The following is an 18,981-nucleotide window of genomic DNA, read 5'->3' as shown; positions in this document are numbered from 1 at the left end:
AGGTATCCCCCTGGCGGCATCATAGGGTACAGTACGCATGGTTTACCGTAGTTTTCATCTATGGGATACTGTAGAGTTAAACTCTGGTAAGGCTAAAGCGCCAGAAAGTTAAGGTAAAAAGATATGGTCGCACGATGAGACGGAAATCGACAACCCGTATCATATAAGCCGTGCCAACGTGCGCGCGGCCATAGATAGGAGATATGAGTGCCTAAAGCACGCGTGTACGATTTAGCCAAGGAACTTGGCATAGGTAGCAAAGACGTTTTGAATAAGCTCAAGGAAATGGGCGAGTTCGTCAAATCAGCTTCATCAACAGTTGAGCCTCCGGTCGCCCGCAAGATACGCAATGCGTTTGCAGCGGCAGGGCAGGGCACCGGATCCAAAGGTGCCCCTTCGCAGGCTGACAGGCATCAGGCGGGGAAGCCCGGCAGCAGTGCAGGCAGAGATGCTGGAAAGGCTGCGAAGGGCAGCAGCAGTCCGTCGGCGGCCCAGCCAGGCGCTGCAAAGCCCGGGACCTCAAGGGATGTTTCTGCTGCTGCCGGGAAGGCTGCGCCAGGGCCTGCCGGCAGTGCGCAAGATGGTGACAGCCCGGAGAAGGGTACCGGCAGGACGCAGGCGGCAGCCAGCGGCAGCCCGGCACCTTCGTCCCGTAAGCCGGGTACTCCAGGAAAGAAACAGAATGCCCCGGGGAAGGACCCGCGTGATGCGAAGGGTGCCCCGGCTGCAGCAGGCGTACCTGTCCCGACGCCGCATCAGCGTAAACCGGGAGCCCCCCGCCCCGGGAATAATCCGTTTATGAGCAGGCAGCATATGGGTGCCCCCACTCCGGGGGATATCCCGCGGCCGCATCCGATGAACCGCCCGGGGGCATCCGGGGCAGAAGGCCGCGGAGGGCGCGGGCGCCCCGGCCAGCAGCCCGGCCGCAACGGCTCGCAGCAGGGGCGTTCCGGTGCACGGTCCGGGCAGCCGCGGAATTCCCGCGGCGGGCGCCCGTCACAGGGTGCAGGATACAGCACCGGCAGCTCTTCGCGGCCAGGCCGTTTCGGCGCCGCAGGCATGAATGGTCAGAGGCCGCAGAACGGGCCAGGTGCAGGCATGCCTTCACGCGGGCCTGCCGGGCGCGGCCGCGGGCGCGGCGGTACCGCCGGCGCTTTCGGACGCCAGGGCGGGAAATCCTCAAAAGCCCGCAAGGCGGCGCGCCAGCGCCAGCGCCAGGAATACGAAGAGATGCAGGCACCCGTTATCGGCGGTGTACGCATCCCCTCCGGCAACGGGCAGGCAGTCCGCCTCCAACAGGGTGCTACGCTGTCTGATCTGGCAGACAAGATCAATGTAGCTACGGCATCACTGGTCACCGTCCTGTTCCATCTGGGGGAAATGGCTACAGCTACGCAGTCCCTTGACGAATCTACCTTCAAGATCCTTGGGGAGGAGATCGGCTGGGATATCCAGATAGTGTCTGCCGAAGAAGAGGATAAGGCCCTCCTGCAGCAGTTCGATATTGACCTTGACCAGGAAGAGGACGAGGAAGACCTTGTCCCGCGGCCTCCGGTCGTAACTGTTATGGGGCATGTTGACCATGGTAAAACGCGGCTTCTGGATACGATCCGGCAGACGAATGTGTCAAGCCATGAGGCTGGCGGCATCACGCAGCGCATTGGCGCATATCAGATACATGTTGAGCTCAATGATATAGACCGCCGCATCACTTTCCTTGATACCCCGGGCCATGAAGCGTTTACCGCCATGCGTGCCCGCGGTGCGGAACTCACAGATGTTGCGATCCTCGTGGTAGCAGCCGATGACGGTGTGATGCCTCAGACAGTGGAAGCTATCAACCATGCGCAGGCAGCACATGTGCCTATTGTGGTAGCAGTCAATAAGATTGATGTTGAGGGCGCCAATCCTGATAAAGTCCGCGGGCAGCTCACTGAGTACGGACTCGTACCTGAAGAGTACGGCGGCGATACCATGTTCGTTGATATATCCGCGAAGCAGGGCACCAATATCGATAAGCTGCTTGAGGCTGTGCTCCTTACGGCCGACGCAACCCTTGACCTGCGGGCCAACCCGGATACCGATGCGCGCGGTGCAACAGTGGAAGCAAGGCTTGACAAGGGGCGCGGCGCAGTTGCTACCGTCCTGGTCCAGCAGGGTACACTTCATGTCGGCGATGCTATTGTTGCAGGCACTTCATACGGCCGCGTGCGCGCGATGCTTGATGAGAATGGCGGTAATGTGAAGGATGCAGAGCCGTCGATGCCTGTAGCGGTGCTCGGCCTTACTTCCGTACCGTCAGCCGGCGATGTATTCCTGGTCGCTCCGGATGACCGTTCTGCCCGTCAGATCGCTGAAAAGCGTGAAGCTGCGGAGCGTGCGGCACAGCTGGCCCGGCGCCATAAGCGCGTATCCCTTGAGAACCTCAAAGAGCAGTTTGCCAAATCTGAAATCGATATGCTCAACGTTATTATCAAGGGCGATTCCTCAGGTTCCGTGGAAGCACTGGAAGACTCCCTGATGAAGATTGAAGTCTCTGATGAAGTGGGCATCCAGGTCATACACCGCGGGGTCGGCGCCATCACTCAGAATGATGTCAATCTGGCGACTGTCGATAAGGCTGTTATCATCGGTTTCAATGTGCGCCCGAGCAGGCAGGTCGCTGACCTTGCTGAGTATGAGGGTGTTGACATCCGGTACTACTCTGTGATCTACCAGGCTATTGAAGAGATCGAAGCATCCCTTAAAGGCATGCTCAAGCCTGAGTATGAAGAGGCAGTCACTTCGCACAGCGAGATCCGCGAAATATTCCGTTCGTCCAAGTTCGGCAATATTGCCGGCGTTATGGTGGAGGATGGGACAGTCAAGCGCGGCACGAAGGCACGCATTATGCGCAGCGGGATCGTCACAGTCAATGACCTTGAGATCGCCAGCCTGCGCCGTTTCAAGGATGATGTGCAGGAAGTCTCTGAAGGGTATGAGGCCGGTATCAATCTCGGGTCGTTCAACGATATCGAGATCGGCGATATTATTGAGACCTTCGAGATGCGGGAAGTTGAGCGGCAGTAATGGCAAAAACCAATCCCCGTTCAGCGCGTATTGCAGCCGTTATCCAGCGTGTTATTGCTACAGCGCTGTCTACCGGCCTGCATGACCCGCGCCTGAAAAGCGTTACTGTTACAGAAGTCCGTGTAACGAACGATATGCAGATCGCGCGTATTTTCTGGACGCAGCTTGGAGACCCGGGGCATGCCCACGGCGAACGCAAACGTGCGGCGCAGGCCCTCCGGCAGGCAACAGGCCATCTGCGGACGCTGGTCGGGCGTTCAACAGGGCTGCGCCTGACCCCCCAGCTGGAATTCGTGTATGATGAAGTCCCTGCCCATGCAACCGCCGTTGAAGATATTATGGTTGCTGCCCGCCATCGTGACGAGCAGCTTGCCAGGCTGCGTGAAAATGCCCGCTATGCAGGCGAGGAAGACCCCTACAGGCACGGCAGTACTGATAACGGGCCGGACGGGGATGAAACAGTGCAGGATGGCAGCGGTTTTGACCACTGATGCTGCAGCGGAGCCTGCGGACAGCATCCCTTCTTCCGGTGTTTTCGTTGTTGACAAACCGCAGGGTGTCACCAGCCATGATGTTGTTGCGGCTGCCCGTAAGCTGCTCCATATGAAAAAGGTGGGGCATGCGGGCACTCTTGACCCCATGGCTACCGGCGCCCTTGTTATTGGTTTCGGTAAGGCAACCCGCCTGCTCAATGTGATCACTGGTGCTGATAAAACGTATGAAACAGTGATCCGGCTGGGGCAGTCCACAGCGACTGACGATGCTGAAGGCAGTATTACCCGGGAATATGATACGTCAGCTGTTTCGGACGGGCAGATATACGCTGCTGCCCGCAGCCTGACAGGGACTATCAGGCAGGTTCCCAGCGCATTTTCTGCGGTGAAAGTCAACGGAAGGCGTGCTTATGATCTGGCCCGTGAAGGCAAACCGGCCGAGCTGGCTGCACGCACAGTCACTGTATCTGATTTTACAGTTGACAGTATTGTGCGCCGGGAGATCCGGCAGGATGACAGCAGCAGTCCTGATGGCTCCCGCAGCACTGCCGGCTCTGCCGGGGCTGTAATAGATATCCACGCCCATATCACATGCTCTTCAGGGACATATATCCGTGCTGTCGCCCGCGATCTGGGCGCGATCCTCAGTAACGGCGCCCATCTGACTATGCTGAGGCGCATACGGGTCGGGAAATTTGCGCTGGATGCCGCGCAGGCAAACCAGCCTGTGAGGCCTGCCGTCCCTGCTGTAGCTGAAAAACAGGTTTTTGCGGCACGCGATGGAGGCACGGCGGTCCGGAACAGGGCAGCTTTCCCTGACAATGTGCAGCGTAAGCTTCAGCACTGCCTGTATTCCCCCGCTGAAGCGGCTGCACTGGCGATGCCTGTATTGGCAGTATCTGATGCCGATACCGAAATACTCCGTCACGGAGGAATGCTTCCTGCGCATATTACGTCTCTGACAGCGGCTGTCAACACCGGTTCGCACGAACTTATTGCGCTTGTGGAGCCGTGGAAACATCATACTGCCAAACCTGCTGCCGTTTTTATTGCATAGCACCTGTGGCGTGCAGCTGATACAATACTTGAATCAGCTCTTTGCGCAGGGAAGGCTTACGCTGTGCCTCTTGGGGCTGGGCATCATCCCGCGCAGAAAGCATATCTATAGCAGAAACACCTTTATAACAGAAAACAGTAAGGAAATGATGGACGATATTTTAGGTTCAATGAAAGAGCAGGCTGAAAAGCTTACCGGTATTGATCTTGGCAATGCCAATGCAGGCGAACTGGCCGATAAAGCCAGGGAAGCTGTGAAAAATGCCGATGTTGAGGGGCTGGCCCGGAAGGCAAAGGATATTTTGCCCGACCGGGCTGATTCTGTTATTGACAGTATTACTGAAAAACTCAAGTAAACTCTCGAAAATTAGCGGATGGCCGTGCAGGCAGATAAAAGGAAGCTGATGGCAGAAGACAGCAGGGCTATGGAGACGGTATGCCAAATATCCTTACTTATGCGCAGACGATGTTTGATACTTTCGATGCGCGCCCCTTCTCAAGGGTAGATTCCCTCGTCCTGTCAAGCCTGGCATATGTGCATATGAAGGGGGATGTCCCGCGTCTGTACCTTCCCCGGTTCAGCGGCGCAGCATACGCAAAGCCCGGAAAGGATGAAGCCGCCCTCTCAGATGATACGGATGATATGGAGCCATCCTATGCGGGCCCGTCAGGCCGTCCGTCTGCTGATGCCGAAGCACGTATTGAGGCCCGCGGCAACTGGTTCGTCCGTCAGGGAAAGAAGGCTGCTGCATGGCTGAAGGCTCTGGTGCACGGCAGCAGATCCGGTACAGATGGGCGCGGCGATGGACTGGCCGGGCCTTCATATCGCGGAGATGCCGAGCGTTTTATACCCCTCGCTGATGTTCTGCGGGCTGAAGATTATACTGAAATGTTTGATGATGCCGGCCCTGATAATGAGGACCTCCAGCTTCTGCGCGCAGTATGTGAATCCCCGCGGTATCGCGGCATCCAGGTAGGGCAGTATATCCAGAACCAGAATTCTGTCAACGGCGAAGAACAGCAGTTCGGCGCTGTGACCTTCCTCCTCCCCGACGGTACGGAATATATTGCATTCCGCGGTACAGAGGCAAATATCCTGGGGTGGAAGGAAGACTTCGAGATGACGTATCATGCCGTTATCCCCTCCCAGACTGAAGCATATGAGTATCTTGAAGCTGTTGCCGCACAGTCAGGGCGGCCTCTGCGCGTCGGCGGGCATTCCAAAGGAGGGAATCTGGCGGTATACTCAAGTACCCTCGCAGATCCCGGGATCAGGCAGAGGATAGTGGCAGTGTATTCCCATGATGGCCCGGGGTTCCAGGACAGTTTTTTCAGGAATCCAGGGTGGGCTGAAATCAAGGGGAAAGAGGATAAAAGCTGTCCGGAATTTACTGTGGTAGGCCAGCTCCTTAATCCCGAAGCCCCTTACTCCGTTGTGAAGTGCAGCGTCAGCGGGATCCGGCAGCATTACTGTATGAGCTGGAATGTTGTTGACGGCGATTTTGAGTATGCGGAGAGTACAGACCCTGCAGCCGTATCGATCAATTCTTCCATCAGCCAATGGCTGGAAAAGATCCCGCTGGACCGCCGCAAGCTGGTGGTAGGCAGCGTTTATGAGGCAATCCGTGCCGGCGGGTATGAGAACCTTAATGAGCTGAGCAGCGATTTTTCGCATGCGTGGCCCAAAATATATACTGCAGTAAGGAATACCGATCCCCGGGACAGGTCGGTGATTTTTGCGATAGTAAGGGATCTGATGGGGCTGCTTGTCCCGTCAATGATCGGCTCGCTGATGTCACCTCTTATCCCTCCGGCTGTGCCTTCTGCACTGGCTTCCCTCCGAGGCAGGAACGGGGCAGACAGCGGATCCGGCAAATCAGGTGCTGATAAGAATGCAGACAGTCCTGAACGCTCCTGAAGACCCCGCAAGAGGCACATACTCCGAGAAAAAGTCGGAGTTTATCGGTGAGGCATGCCATGCCGGTTCGCTGGAAGAGGCGCTTGATTTTGTGCAGTCAGTCCGGTCCCGGAACCCTAAAGCACGTCATGTTGCATATGCCGCGGTCGTTGGGGACAGCAGCCAGGCGCACGAGCGGATGAGCGACGACGGCGAGCCTGCCGGTACTGCGGGCCGGCCTGTGCTCAATGTGCTCCGGCAGTCAGGCCTTACGGGGTGCGTTATTGCTGTCACCCGGTATTTCGGAAGGATCCTTCTCGGTTCCGGCGGGCTTATCAGGGCATATTCTTCTGCCGCATCCGCTGCTGTGGCAGGGGCCGAGCTTGCGAAGCTGGTACCTGCAGCCGTTTATGGAACAGTTATAGATTATCCCTCCTATAGCCAGCTTAAGCACTGTATCACGCAGTCCGGCGGGATCGTGCGGGAAGAAAGGTTCACTGAGAAGGTGCGCATGGTTTTTGCTGTTGCATCTGACCGGACGGAAGAATTCAGCAGATGTATTGATTCTGCGTTCCGCCATGCTGTAACGCTTGATACCCTTGAGGAAAGCTATATCACAGTCCCCGTTAAAGCTTCCGGCAAGTCTGAGCCCGGAACTTCCGGCGCAGGCGTTGCCAGCATAACACTACCTGCGTAACGTTATAATGGGCAGTATTAGATGGAGGCCATATGGAGCAGGAAACTTTAACGGTAACATATGAAAGGCTGCGGCATTCTGATGATTCGCAGGAGCTGAGCAGGCGGGCACGTATGCCGCTGCCCGGCAGGGACGACGGGGCCGCCTTTTCCAGAGCCACTGCGTTGCTGGAGGCTGTGGCAGGCAACCTCCATACGCCTGTTGAAGACCGGGCTTTCCTGGCTGAGGCCATGCCATTCCCGAATATCCTGGTCAAACTGTCCGGCGATCCGGAACCGCAGGTCCGCGCAGCTGTTGCGGCCAACCGCAATGTCAAAGACTGGCTTGCAGGGCGGCTGACAAAAGATGACGATGCCAGTGTCCGCAGGGCGGCATTGCTGAATCCCCAGACATCATGGAAAATGAGGCTTGAAGGTGCGCAGGATCCGCGTACTGACCCTGAAGTGCTTGAGTATCTGGGCACTTTAGGGGCGGAAGAGGGCTCGGAAGATAATGCTATCCTTTCCGCTATGGTGCGCAGGGCTGTTGCGCTGAACCCGAATGCCCCGGATACGCTGGTCCGGGCGCTTGCGCATGACGGGAACGATGATGTCAGCCATGCAGCACAGAAAAGGCTGTCCTGATAGTTTGTACGGGCTCTAATTGTGGCAAAACTTATTGAACATTATTAGAACGTGCGCATGTCGCTGTGGTGAAGTGGGTTATTCTTAAGATATGGCGACTAAAAAAAATACAAAACTCATGAAGGAAAGTGACGAGCGAAGTGGCCGTACGCTTATCCAGCTCGCCCACGAATACGGTGTTGCAACGGCGTACACCGGCCAGGACGGCGAATTCTATGAAATAGGCGATGAGGTGCTTATTGCCGTACTCAAGGCGCTCAATGTAGATGCGTCAGACGATGCAAAGGCACTGAAAGCCCTTGAAAAGAAGCGGCGTACCAAACATCTCCAGCTTGTCAGGCCAACGGTCCTGCATGTGCAGGGTGTGGACAGCAAAGTCAAACTGCACCATGGCAGCACAAGGCTCCCTAAGGCTACGGTCACGCTGGAAGACGGTACGCAGTTCAACGGCGGCAAACCGCTTGCTCTCGAAGAGGGATACAGCCCTGAAGATGAGCCTAGGATGATCGATGGCGAACTCATTGATACATCATATGCCGTAGTCCCTGCCGTGCTCCCCCTGGGATATCATACGCTCCATATAACTGTGGGCAGGAAAACTATCGATTCCCATCTGATCAGTGTCCCGGAAAAGATCGACCTTATTGGCCCTCTGAAAGACGGAAGCCTGTGGGGTTGGATGGCGCAGCTGTATTCAGTGCGCTCCAGGGATTCATGGGGGGTTGGTGATTTCGCTGATCTGCGCGATATGCTCGCAGCTGCAAAAAGCAAGACCGGTGCTGATTTTATCCTTATCAACCCTGTCCATGCTGCAGAGCCTGTTGCTCCGCTTACGCCTTCCCCGTATCTGCCTGTTTCCCGGCGGTATATCAACTTTACATATATCCGTCCTGAAAATATTGAAGAGTATGCGGCACTGCCCGGCCCTGATGCCGATGAAGTGGAAAAGCTGCATATGCAGGCCCGTAAACTCAACGAGGATCCCAACCGGATCGACCGTGATGCGATGTGGAGGCTGAAGCGTCCGGCATTATGGAAAATATTTGAAGCGCCGCGTTCCAAGGCCCGCCAGGAGCAGTTCACGCAGTACTGCGCCAATGAAGGCGAGGATCTCAGGGCATATGCAATATGGTGCCTAGCCTACGACAAGTGGGGCGCTGTCGAGGATGATCCCGGCTGCTGGGAGAAAAAGTACAGCAAAGATTCCCCTGAAATCAAAGAACTGTGCGAAAAATATGCAGATACGCTTGAATTCTACATGTGGCTGGAATGGATCGCTACGCAGCAGCTGGCAGAAGCCCAGAAGGCATCGCTCAGGGCCGGGATGAAGATCGGCATTATGAGCGACATGGCTGTAGGTGTGCATTCCCAGGGCGCTGAAGTATGGTGGAACCCGGAGCGTTTTGCCAGGGGCGTTACTGTCGGTGCGCCGCCGGATATGTTCAACCAGCAGGGGCAGAACTGGAGCCAGCCGCCATTCAACCCGGTGCATCTTGAGGAGACCGGTTACTCCACATACCGCAATATGGTTGCGGGGATGTTTGCCAAAGCCGGCGCCGTCCGCATAGACCATATCCTTGGGCTTTTCCGCCTGTGGTGGATCCCTGAGGGGAACACAGCGGATAAAGGCACATACGTGCAGTATGATTCCTCTGTTATGCTGGGCATCCTGGCGCTTGAAGCCAGCCGGGTGAACGGTACAGTTGTGGGCGAAGATCTGGGGGTTGTGCCGGACTATGTGGCGGATTCCCTGAAAACCCATGGCCTTATGGGATGCGTTATCGAATGGTATCAGCAGTATGACGGAGAATTCGTACCTCCCCGGCAGTGGCGCGAAATGGCACTTGCCAGTGTGACTACCCATGATATGCCTCCGACTGCCGGGTATCTTGCTTTCGAGCATGCCAAAATCCGGGAGCGGCTGGGGCTTCTCGCAGTGCCTCCCGAGCATTTCCTTGCCAGCGCTAAATATGAGCAGAAGCAGGTGATCAGCATGCTTGTTGAGAACGGCTATCTTGACAAAGCGTATGCGCAGGATATAAAGGTATACGAACAGCAGGTCGTAGAGGCGCTGCACCGTGCCCTGCTGGATTCGCCGTCAAAGCTGAAAGCGGCAGCCCTTGTGGATGCAGTAGGGGAGAGACGCGCGCAGAACCAGCCGGGTACGGATAATGAGTATCCCAACTGGCGTGTGCCTCTGGCAGACAGCAGCGGGCATGCCGTGTATCTCAATGACCTGTTCGATCTGCAGCGGACCCGTTCGCTTGCGGATGTTATGAACGGCAGGAAATAAGTGAAGCAGGCCGTGCGCGCAGAACCGGGGTACACATATACCCCGGTTTGCGTTAGTCTGCCTGCCGCGTTATCATAGACGATTGTTGTGTTCCCTTCGGGGTCCTTCAAAGCGCTTCCCACTCGCATAAGGACTTTCAGGGAGCCCACAGTAAATGGTGCATCGCAATAGCGGTATATAAGTATGCTGTGTGCGCTGCGCCTGGAACACAATAAAAAGAAAAGGTCGTACCGTGAAAACATTTTCACCTAAACCAGCCGATCTGAGCCATGAGTGGTACGTCGTAGACGCTACTGACGTGGTCCTCGGCCGTCTTTCCGTAGCAGTTGCCAATTTGCTGCGCGGCAAGAACAAGCCGTCTTTCGCACCACATGCGGATTCAGGCAATTTTGTTATTGTTATTAACGCTGAGAAGATATCCCTGAGCGGAGGCAAACTTGATAAGAACCTGTACCATCATTCAGGCTTTCCGTCAGGGCTCCGTGCGGATTCATACGCGGAACTTCTGAAAAGCAACCCTGCGCGCATTGTTACAGCTGCGGTTAAGGGAATGATGCCGAAGAACAAGCTCAGCCGTGCCCAGCTCACCCGCCTTCGTGTTTACCGCGGTGCTGAACATCCTCATACATCCAACAAGCCAGTAGCCTACGAGATCGAACAGGTCTCACAGCAGGCTAAGTAGTAACCGAAAGGAGAATCAACTTATGGCTGATAATGAAAACTCCACGGTTACCGAAACCGGGGAAACCACAGTATTTACTTCTGAAACGAACCAGGGTGCCGGAACAGGCACTTCTGCTGTTGCTCCAGGCTACGGCACGGGGCGGCGCAAGGAGGCTGTTGCGCGTGTGCGCCTCCTTCCGGGCACAGGCAAGTGGACTATCAATGGGCGTACCCTTGAAGAGTATTTCCCAAGCCGCCTGCAGCAGCGTGAAGTCAACTCGCCTATCGTGCTTCTCAAGCTGGAAGGCAAGTTCGATGTTAAGGTGCGTGTTGACGGCGGCGGTGTCACAGGCCAGGCCGGTGCAGTCCGCCTGGGTGTGGCCCGTGCACTCAATGCTATTGACAGGGATGCGAACCGTGCTGCCTTGAAGAAGGCAGGGTTCCTGACCCGCGATGCCCGCATCGTTGAGCGTAAGAAGGCTGGCCTGCATAAGGCCCGTAAGGCTTCACAGTACTCAAAGCGTTAAGGCTGCCCTTCCCGCCGGCCTGTTGCATGCTGCCGGCGAAAGGGTACGGAAGGCCCCGGAGATTTTGTTCTCCGGGGCCTTTTGCTGTACTGCAGCTGCTGCAGGCAGCCCGCATGCCGGTATATCTGCACCGCGGCGTGCCGCCCATATGCAACACGGCATATCATCACACTCTTCACTGTAAAGTTATATAATTAAAAGGTCTTTCAACTAAAAGGAAAGACGCCGAATACCGGCAGCTGGACAATATGGGGTCGGCTGCCCAAGAACAAAGGGGTTTCCATATGAAAGCAATAGTTGCTACTGAAGATAAAAAGGCAAAGGTTGTAGAAAAGGAACTGCGCCCGCTGAGGTATGGTGAAGCGCTTCTTGACATGGAATGCTGCGGTGTGTGCCATACGGACCTTCACGTTAAGAATCAGGATTTCGGCGATAAGACCGGCGTTGTACTGGGGCATGAAGGCATTGGAATCGTCCGTGAGGTTGCCGAAGGGGTGACTACCCTGAAGCCCGGCGACCGTGCGTCGGTTGCATGGTTCTTCGAGGGCTGCGGGCACTGTGAATACTGCACGACGGGCCGGGAAACGCTGTGCCGTGAAGTAAAGAACGCCGGGTACACTGCTGACGGCGGCATGGCTCAGCAGTGCATCGTCACTGCAGATTACGCTGTGAAAGTCCCTGAAGGGCTTGACCCTATGCCTGCCAGCTCAATCACCTGCGCAGGCGTGACTACGTATAAGGCTATCAAGGAATCCGGCGTCCATCCGGGCGAATGGCTTCTGATCTCCGGCCTGGGCGGGCTTGGGAACCTTGCTCTGCAGTATGCCAAGAATGTATTTGAGGCCCATGTTATTGCAGTAGATGTTAATGAAGGCCAGCTTGATTTTGCCCGTGAATATGGCGCAGACCTGTGCGTGAACCCGCTTGATACGGATGTTGCCGCATTCGTCCAGGAGAAGGTTGGCGGCGCCCATGCTGCGGTTGTTACTGCGGTGAGCAAGGCTGCTTTCAATGCTGCTGTTGGCGCTGTACGCGCAGGGGGCACGGTCGCAGCTGTAGGGCTGCCGAGCGAATCAATGGATCTGAGCATCCCGCGCCTCGTACTTGACGGGATCCGTGTGGTCGGGTCCCTCGTCGGCACCCGCAAAGACCTGGAAGAGGCTTTCCAGTTCGGGGCTGAAGGGAAGGTTGTCCCACAGTGCACCCCTCGCAGTATGGAAGATATCAATGATATTTTCGATGAAATGCTTGAGGGTAAGATCCGCGGCCGTATGGTCATTGATCTCAAGCACTGATCCTCCGTACTGGCCAGGCATGCCGGAGTTTGAGAACAGCCTTATGTATTGAGGCTGCGGTATGCGGCCGTGATACGCTTAATGCATGTGGCCCGGTACCACTCTATGGGGACCGGGCCGCATGCATGCGCGGTGAAGTTTTGGGCTGCTGCTGGGGCCGGCCTGCAGCCCGGTTATGGAGAGTGGGGGTGCGGCGCCGGAATGCACAACACGGTGCAGGGAATTTATCTAGCTTATGTGATGTAATTCACATAAGACACATTTTTATTGAGGTGTGGCCAGGATGCAGCAGGTTTGCTGAAGAACTTGCGCGGCATATACGGCCTGACGGAAGGAACTCTAGTGGCAACAGCAGAAAGTACTGCGGTAAGCGACGCTGAAAAAGAGGTCGATACCCTTGTAGCTAAAGCGCTCACGGCTTTGGATGAATACAGCAGCTATGATCAGGAAAAGATTGATTACATTGTCGGCAAGGCTTCTATTGAGGCCCTCAGCGCCCATCTTGCCCTTGCGCAGATGGCGGTTGAGGAAACAGGGCGAGGGCTTATTGAAGACAAGGCAACGAAGAATATTTTCGCCTGCGAGCATGTGACCCATCATATGATGAACCAGCGCACAGTAGGCGTGATCAGTGAGAATGATGTTGACGGCATTACGGAAGTTGCAGAGCCTGTTGGCGTAGTTGCCGGCGTGACCCCTGTGACAAACCCGACGTCAACAGTGATCTTTAAGTCGCTGATCGCTTTGAAAACGCGCTGCCCGATCGTATTCGGGTTCCATCCTTACGCTCAGAAATGCTCGGCGGAAGCCGCCCGGATAGTCCGTGATGCGGCAGTTGCTGCAGGTGCCCCCGAAAACTGTATCCAGTGGATCGAACACCCCTCCATTGAAGCTACCGGCGCCCTGATGAAGCATCCCGGTGTGGCCACGATCCTTGCTACGGGCGGCCCCGGAATGGTCCATGCTGCATATACTTCCGGCAAACCGGCTCTTGGCGTGGGTGCAGGCAATGCCCCGGCTTATGTGGATAATGATGTTGATGTGGAGCGCGCCGTCAACGATCTGGTCCTTTCCAAGCATTTTGATTACGGTATGATCTGCGCAACTGAACAGGCTATTATTGCGCATAAAGATATCTACCCTTCTCTGGCTAAAGAGATGAAGCGCCGTAAAGCTTATTTCGTCAATGCAGAAGAAAAGGCAAAACTTGAACAGTACATGTTCGGCGTTACAGCATATGCAGGCAAGGATGCGCCCAAGCCGCAGCTGAACTCTGCTGTCCCCGGAAAATCCCCCCAGTGGATCGCGCAGCAGGCAGGATTCTCTATCCCCGATGATGCAGTTATCCTTGTGGCAGAGTGCAGAGAGGTCGGGCTCAATGAGCCTCTGACCCTTGAGAAGCTCTGCCCTGTGCATGCGCTGCTGAAGGCAAAGGATAAAAACCAGGCGTTCGGCATGTGCGAGCAGATGCTTGTTTACGGTACCGGGCATACGGCAGCCATCCATACAAATAATGAGGCGCTGGTCGATGAGTACGGGCTGCGGATGCATGCCTGCCGGATTATCTGGAATTCCCCGGCTTCGCTGGGCGGTATCGGTGATATCTATAATGCTATTGCGCCGTCGCTGACGCTGGGCTGCGGGTCGTACGGGCGCAATTCCGTATCAGGGAATGTCCAGGCTGTCAATCTGATCAATATCAAGCGTATTGCACGAAGGAACAATAATATGCAGTGGTTCAAAGTCCCGCCGAAAACCTATTTCGAGCCAAATGCTATCCGCTACCTGCGCGACATGGTGGGTGTGAACCGCGTATGCTTTGTGTGCGATAAAACGATCCTTCAGCTGGGGATTATCGACAAGGCGATCCATCAGCTGCAGCTGCGGCTGAACAAAGTCGAATGGCGGATCATTGATTATGTGGAGTCTGAGCCTTCGGTACAGACCGTTGAACGCGGCGCGCAAATGATGCGTGAAGATTTCCATCCGGATACGATTATCGCTATCGGCGGCGGCTCCCCGATGGATGCTGCCAAGATCATGTGGCTTCTGTATGAGCATCCGGAAATTGAGTTCCGCGATATCCGTGAAAAATTCTTCGATATCCGTAAACGTGCATTCCGCCTGCCTGAACTTGGGCATAAAGCCAAGCTCGTGTGCATCCCGACAACCTCGGGGACAGGGTCGGAAGTTACCCCTTACGCAGTGATTACTGACCAGGAAACAGGGTTCAAGTACCCAATCACTGATTATGCATTGACACCGTCGGTGGCTGTAGTCGATCCTGTACTTGCCCGTACCCAGCCGCGGCGGGTAGCTTCCGATTCCGGCTTTGACGCCATGACACACTGCCTGGAAGCTTTCGTGTCGTGCTATGCAAATGATTTCACCGATGCTATGGCTCTGCACGGTATGAAACTGCTGTGGGATAACCTTTCCATGGCGGTCAACGAAGGCACTTCGGCCCCTGATGCCCAGGAGCACGTGCATAATGCGGCGACGATGGCAGGCATGGCATTCGGTTCTGCATTCCTGGGCATGTGCCATTCCATGGCCCATACGATCGGCGCTGTGTGCCATATCGCCCACGGCCGCACTAACTCTATCCTGCTGCCGTATGTAGTGAGGTACAACGGCACCATCCCGGATGAGCCCACCAGCTGGCCGAAGTACAATAAGTACGTTGCTCCCGAGCGGTACCAGCAGGTTGCCCGATATCTTGGCCTCAAGGCTGATACGCCTGAGGAAGGTGTTGAAAACCTTGCAGCAGCCCTTGAAGACTACCGTGACAACAGGCTTGGCATGGACCATGACTTCAGGTCATGCGGGGTCGATGAGGATTTCTTCTGGTCTGAGCTTGACCGTATCGGCATGCGCGCGTATGAGGACCAGTGCACCCCTGCAAACCCGAGGATCCCGCTGATCGAAGATATGAAAGATATCTCTATTGCAGCCTATTACGGTGTGTCCCGGGAGGAGGGGCATAAGCTCCGTCTCGAGCACGATGCGGGGAAGGCAGACGGCACCCGGGAACAGGGTAAATAATATCTGGCAACACGCAGCGGCGTTTTGGCCATAGGGTGTGCTTAAATAGTCAAGTTGCCTGTTGAAGGCTCGTTTATATTTGAATTATGAAAAGCGAGCGCGGCTGCAGCCCAAGGCTGTATACTGCGCACTGATGTGGTCTCGCCCGTACACGTATGGGGAGCTTGCTCGGTGCCCTTTGGAACAGGTTGGTAATGTATCAAATCGCAGAAAGGGCGAACAGCAATGGCGGGACAGAAAATCCGCATCAGGCTAAAGTCCTATGACCATGAGGTCATTGACCAGTCGGCAAAGAAAATTGTCGAGACGGTTACGAACGCTGGCGCAACAGTAGTTGGGCCTGTGCCTCTTCCTACCGAGAAGAACGTCTTTGTTGTAATTCGTTCCCCTCATAAGTACAAGGATTCTCGCGAGCATTTCGAGATGCGTACGCATAAGCGTCTTATTGATATAGTGGATCCAACGCCCAAGGCTGTTGATTCACTCATGCGTCTTGATCTGCCGGCAGACGTTAATATCGAGATAAAGCTGTAGGGAGGAGGAAGAAATGTCGTCAAATCAGAATCGTACTGCGCTCATAGGCAAAAAGCTCGGGATGTCGCAGGTGTGGGATGAGAATGGCTTCTTCGTCCCGGTAACCCTTGTGGATGTTGCCACAAACGTTGTTACAGCTGTTAAGAGCGAAGACACCGATGGCTATAAAGCTATCCAGCTCGGCTACGGTGCTATAGACCCTACTAAGGTGACAAAGCCGCTTGCCGGCCATTTCGCCAAGGCAGGCGTTACCCCTCGACGCCATCTCGTAGAAGTCCGCACAGAGGATGCTGACAGCTATGAACCGGGGCAGGAATTAGCAGCAGATACTTTCAAAGATGGTGACCGCGTCGATGTCACCGGTACCACAAAGGGGAAGGGTTTCGCCGGAACCATTAAGCGCTGGGGCTTCAAGTCCTACCGCCGTACCCACGGCTCCCATAAGAATGAGCGCCGTCCCGGTTCTATTGGTGCCTGCGCAACTCCAAGCCGCGTCCTTAAGGGCAAGCGCATGGCCGGGCATATGGGGCATGTGACCCATACGACCCAGGGCCTCACAGTTGTTTCTTCAGATGCAGAGAATGGCGTAGTAGCAATCAAGGGTGCTATCCCAGGGCCTAAAGGCGCTATTGTCCTTCTTCGTTCAGCAGTGAAGGGAGCGTAACCATGGCAGATGTTTCATTGAATGTTACAGGTGCCAAGGGCAAGGCCGCAGGCGACGTAAAAGTCCCTGCAGAACTCTTCGGCATTGGGCAGGACGAAGTCCGCAGCCATGTCCCGCTGGTGCATCAGGTTGTTATCGCACAGCTTGCTGCAGCGCGCCAGGGGACGCACGCTGTCAAGAACCGTGCCCGCATATCAGGCGGCGGCAGGAAACCATGGAAACAGAAGGGTACAGGCCGTGCCCGTCAGGGTTCCATCCGCGCCCCCCAGTTTGCAGGCGGTGCGGTAGTCCATGGGCCGGTACCGCGCGATTATTCGCAGCGTACCCCCAAGAAGATGAAGGCAGCAGCTTTGCGCTATGTACTGTCTGACCGCTGCAATGCAGGCCGCGTGCATGTAGTCGATTTTGGGATAGCCGACAGGCCGTCTACAAAAGCGGCACTGTCTGTGCTTGAGCCTCTGGTAGCGCAGCGTTTCACTACAGTTGTCCTTGGCCGCGAGAATATCAATGAGTGGATGTCTGTACGCAATCTGCCTACAGTACATGTGCTTTTCGCCGACCAGCTGAATACATACGATGTTGTCACAGCTGAAGATGTGGTCTTCACTAAGGAAGGCCTTGAATCATTCACCGGTGGCACGAAGTCTGGTAAGGAGGCTTAACCATGGCAGTAACACGTAGGGCAGCCCATGATGTTATCCTCAGGCCTGTAGTTTCCGAAAAGAGCTATGCTAACTCTGACCGTGGCCAGTACACTTTCGTAGTCGCTGATAATGCCAATAAGGTAGAAATCAAGCAGGCCATCGAAGAGATATTCAAAGTAAAGGTAACCAACGTCAACACCCTTAACCGCCAGGGCAAAACCAGGCGCACCCGCACAGGTTTCGGACGCAGGGCTTCGCAGAAGCGCGCGATCGTTACTGTTGCTGAGGGCCAGACGATCGATATCTTCGGTAACTAAAGGTTAGCCGAGAAAGTTAGGTACTAAATTATGGCTATCCGTCAATATAAGCCAACAACCCCAGGGCGCCGCAACGCTTCTGTATCTGATTTTTCAGAGATCACGCGTTCCACCCCGGAGAAGTCTCTGCTGCGTAAACTCAGCAAGACCGGCGGCCGTAACAGTTACGGCCGTATGACAAGCCGCCACCGTGGCGGCGGACACAAGCGCCAGTACCGCCTTATTGATTTCAAGAGGTGGGATAAAGATGGCGTACCAGCAAAAGTTGCTGAGATCGAATATGATCCGAACAGGTCGGCCCGCATCGCGCTCCTGCATTATGCAGATGGCGAGAAGCGCTATATCATTGCCCCGCAGGGTGTGAGGCAGGGAGATGTTATTGAGACAGGTGCACAGGCAGATATCAAGCCCGGCAACAACCTGCCTCTGCGTAACATCCCCACAGGTACTGTTATCCATGCCATTGAGCTCCGCCCCCTTGGCGGTGCTAAGATTGCACGCTCTGCCGGTACCGCTGTCCAGCTCGTTGCAAAAGATGGCGCTCTGGCCCAGCTGCGCATGCCTTCAGGCGAAATCCGCAATGTTGATGCCCGGTGCCGTGCAACCGTTGGCGAAGTTGGTAATTCCGACCATGCCAATATTGAGCTTGGCAAGGCAGGCCGCGCCCGGTGGATGGGCAAGCGCCCAATAACCCGCGGTGAATCCATGAACCCTGTTGACCATCCGCATGGCGGCCGTACACGTGGCGGCAAACCGCCAGTATCGCCATGGGGTAAGGGCGAAGTCCGTACCCGCCATCCGAAGAAGGCTTCGAACAGGATGATTGTCCGTCGCCGTCCAGCTGGTAAGCATCGCAAGTAAGGAAGTGTCGTACAGATGACTCGAAGCATCAAGAAGGGGCCATTCGTCGACGCCCACTTGCAGAAAAAGGTCGACGCACAGAATGCCAGCGGCAGCCATGATGTTATCAAAACATGGTCCCGCCGTTCCATGATCACGCCGGATTTCATTGGGCACACTTTTGCTGTGCACAATGGGCGTACTCATGTCCCGGTATTTGTAACAGAAGCAATGGTCGGTCACAAGCTTGGGGAGTTCGCGCCTACGCGCACTTTCCGCGGGCATGTGAAAGATGATAAAAAGGCACGCCGTTAAGGCGAGGA

At 55.6% G+C, this 18,981-nt stretch carries 18 protein-coding genes; all 18 read left to right on the top strand.

Annotation, left to right across the window (positions count from 1 at the left end; genetic code table 11):
• Window positions 1–207: 207 nt before the first annotated feature.
• Window positions 208–3,069: a translation initiation factor IF-2 gene (infB, locus tag HMPREF9156_RS0105185; RefSeq protein ID WP_007147724.1), complete on the top strand. Its 2,862-nt coding sequence runs from the start codon at window positions 208–210 to the stop codon at window positions 3,067–3,069.
• Entirely contained in the window at window positions 3,069–3,560 is a 492-nt protein-coding gene (gene rbfA, locus HMPREF9156_RS0105180) for a 30S ribosome-binding factor RbfA (protein WP_007147723.1), read from the top strand. The genes infB and rbfA overlap by 1 nt, the downstream gene beginning before the upstream one ends.
• The gene (gene truB / locus HMPREF9156_RS0105175) at window positions 3,538–4,620 is read left to right on the top strand and encodes a tRNA pseudouridine(55) synthase TruB (RefSeq protein ID WP_050958432.1); all 1,083 of its coding nucleotides are present in this window, start codon (window positions 3,538–3,540) and stop codon (window positions 4,618–4,620) included. Before rbfA ends, truB begins: the two co-directional genes overlap by 23 nt.
• A 148-nt stretch (window positions 4,621–4,768) precedes the next feature.
• A complete protein-coding gene (locus tag HMPREF9156_RS0105170; RefSeq protein WP_007147721.1) occupies window positions 4,769–4,975 on the top strand; it encodes a hypothetical protein in 207 nt (68 codons plus the stop codon).
• A gap of 80 nt (window positions 4,976–5,055) precedes the next feature.
• Window positions 5,056–6,537 (top strand): Mbeg1-like protein, encoded by a 1,482-nt coding sequence (locus tag HMPREF9156_RS0105165; RefSeq protein ID WP_007147720.1) that lies wholly within the window; start codon window positions 5,056–5,058, stop codon window positions 6,535–6,537.
• Complete coding sequence (locus HMPREF9156_RS0105160) at window positions 6,512–7,213, top strand: IMPACT family protein (RefSeq protein WP_007147719.1); 702 nt, start codon at window positions 6,512–6,514, stop codon at window positions 7,211–7,213. Before HMPREF9156_RS0105165 ends, HMPREF9156_RS0105160 begins: the two co-directional genes overlap by 26 nt.
• 32 nt (window positions 7,214–7,245) lie before the next feature.
• Window positions 7,246–7,836 (top strand): hypothetical protein, encoded by a 591-nt coding sequence (locus HMPREF9156_RS0105155; protein ID WP_007147718.1) that lies wholly within the window; start codon window positions 7,246–7,248, stop codon window positions 7,834–7,836.
• Window positions 7,837–7,927: 91 nt separating this feature from the next.
• Window positions 7,928–10,129: a 4-alpha-glucanotransferase gene (gene malQ, locus HMPREF9156_RS0105150; protein ID WP_007147717.1), complete on the top strand. Its 2,202-nt coding sequence runs from the start codon at window positions 7,928–7,930 to the stop codon at window positions 10,127–10,129.
• Window positions 10,130–10,361: 232 nt separating this feature from the next.
• On the top strand, window positions 10,362–10,811 hold the full coding sequence (rplM, locus tag HMPREF9156_RS0105145) for a 50S ribosomal protein L13 (protein WP_007147716.1): 450 nt from the start codon (window positions 10,362–10,364) through the stop codon (window positions 10,809–10,811).
• Window positions 10,812–10,833: 22 nt separating this feature from the next.
• Complete coding sequence (rpsI, locus tag HMPREF9156_RS0105140) at window positions 10,834–11,319, top strand: 30S ribosomal protein S9 (RefSeq protein WP_007147715.1); 486 nt, start codon at window positions 10,834–10,836, stop codon at window positions 11,317–11,319.
• Window positions 11,320–11,603: 284 nt separating this feature from the next.
• Window positions 11,604–12,614, top strand: coding sequence for an alcohol dehydrogenase AdhP (gene adhP, locus HMPREF9156_RS0105130; protein ID WP_007147714.1), 1,011 nt, complete (start codon window positions 11,604–11,606; stop codon window positions 12,612–12,614).
• Window positions 12,615–12,956: 342 nt separating this feature from the next.
• Window positions 12,957–15,659, top strand: coding sequence for a bifunctional acetaldehyde-CoA/alcohol dehydrogenase (adhE, locus tag HMPREF9156_RS0105125; RefSeq protein ID WP_007147713.1), 2,703 nt, complete (start codon window positions 12,957–12,959; stop codon window positions 15,657–15,659).
• Between the two features lie 225 nt (window positions 15,660–15,884).
• Window positions 15,885–16,193, top strand: a complete 309-nt coding sequence (gene rpsJ / locus HMPREF9156_RS0105120; RefSeq protein ID WP_006288664.1) for a 30S ribosomal protein S10 — start codon at window positions 15,885–15,887, stop codon at window positions 16,191–16,193.
• Window positions 16,194–16,206: 13 nt separating this feature from the next.
• A complete protein-coding gene (gene rplC / locus HMPREF9156_RS0105115) occupies window positions 16,207–16,857 on the top strand; it encodes a 50S ribosomal protein L3 (RefSeq protein WP_007147712.1) in 651 nt (216 codons plus the stop codon).
• A 2-nt stretch (window positions 16,858–16,859) separates the two neighbouring features.
• Window positions 16,860–17,519, top strand: a complete 660-nt coding sequence (rplD, locus tag HMPREF9156_RS0105110) for a 50S ribosomal protein L4 (RefSeq protein ID WP_007147711.1) — start codon at window positions 16,860–16,862, stop codon at window positions 17,517–17,519.
• A 2-nt stretch (window positions 17,520–17,521) separates the two neighbouring features.
• Window positions 17,522–17,818, top strand: a complete 297-nt coding sequence (gene rplW, locus HMPREF9156_RS0105105) for a 50S ribosomal protein L23 (protein WP_007147710.1) — start codon at window positions 17,522–17,524, stop codon at window positions 17,816–17,818.
• Between the two features lie 30 nt (window positions 17,819–17,848).
• Window positions 17,849–18,679: a 50S ribosomal protein L2 gene (rplB, locus tag HMPREF9156_RS0105100; RefSeq protein ID WP_007147709.1), complete on the top strand. Its 831-nt coding sequence runs from the start codon at window positions 17,849–17,851 to the stop codon at window positions 18,677–18,679.
• A 15-nt stretch (window positions 18,680–18,694) separates the two neighbouring features.
• Complete coding sequence (gene rpsS, locus HMPREF9156_RS0105095; protein WP_007147708.1) at window positions 18,695–18,973, top strand: 30S ribosomal protein S19; 279 nt, start codon at window positions 18,695–18,697, stop codon at window positions 18,971–18,973.
• Window positions 18,974–18,981: the final 8 nt, after the last annotated feature.

Source organism: Scardovia wiggsiae F0424 (assembly GCF_000269605.1).
In the GTDB taxonomy this organism is placed as follows: domain Bacteria; phylum Actinomycetota; class Actinomycetes; order Actinomycetales; family Bifidobacteriaceae; genus Scardovia; species Scardovia wiggsiae.
This window is presented reverse-complemented; position numbering and strand designations above follow the sequence as displayed.

Coding starts and splice junctions, on each gene's coding strand:
- rbfA (WP_007147723.1), top strand. CDS start 3,069: ATGGCAAAAACCAATCCCCGTTCAGCGCGTATTGCAGCCGTTATCCAG.
- truB (WP_050958432.1), top strand. CDS start 3,538: ATGGCAGCGGTTTTGACCACTGATGCTGCAGCGGAGCCTGCGGACAGC.
- HMPREF9156_RS0105170 (WP_007147721.1), top strand. CDS start 4,769: ATGGACGATATTTTAGGTTCAATGAAAGAGCAGGCTGAAAAGCTTACC.
- HMPREF9156_RS0105165 (WP_007147720.1), top strand. CDS start 5,056: ATGCCAAATATCCTTACTTATGCGCAGACGATGTTTGATACTTTCGAT.
- HMPREF9156_RS0105160 (WP_007147719.1), top strand. CDS start 6,512: ATGCAGACAGTCCTGAACGCTCCTGAAGACCCCGCAAGAGGCACATAC.
- HMPREF9156_RS0105155 (WP_007147718.1), top strand. CDS start 7,246: ATGGAGCAGGAAACTTTAACGGTAACATATGAAAGGCTGCGGCATTCT.
- malQ (WP_007147717.1), top strand. CDS start 7,928: ATGGCGACTAAAAAAAATACAAAACTCATGAAGGAAAGTGACGAGCGA.
- rpsI (WP_007147715.1), top strand. CDS start 10,834: ATGGCTGATAATGAAAACTCCACGGTTACCGAAACCGGGGAAACCACA.
- adhP (WP_007147714.1), top strand. CDS start 11,604: ATGAAAGCAATAGTTGCTACTGAAGATAAAAAGGCAAAGGTTGTAGAA.
- rpsJ (WP_006288664.1), top strand. CDS start 15,885: ATGGCGGGACAGAAAATCCGCATCAGGCTAAAGTCCTATGACCATGAG.
- rplC (WP_007147712.1), top strand. CDS start 16,207: ATGTCGTCAAATCAGAATCGTACTGCGCTCATAGGCAAAAAGCTCGGG.
- rplD (WP_007147711.1), top strand. CDS start 16,860: ATGGCAGATGTTTCATTGAATGTTACAGGTGCCAAGGGCAAGGCCGCA.
- rplW (WP_007147710.1), top strand. CDS start 17,522: ATGGCAGTAACACGTAGGGCAGCCCATGATGTTATCCTCAGGCCTGTA.
- rplB (WP_007147709.1), top strand. CDS start 17,849: ATGGCTATCCGTCAATATAAGCCAACAACCCCAGGGCGCCGCAACGCT.
- rpsS (WP_007147708.1), top strand. CDS start 18,695: ATGACTCGAAGCATCAAGAAGGGGCCATTCGTCGACGCCCACTTGCAG.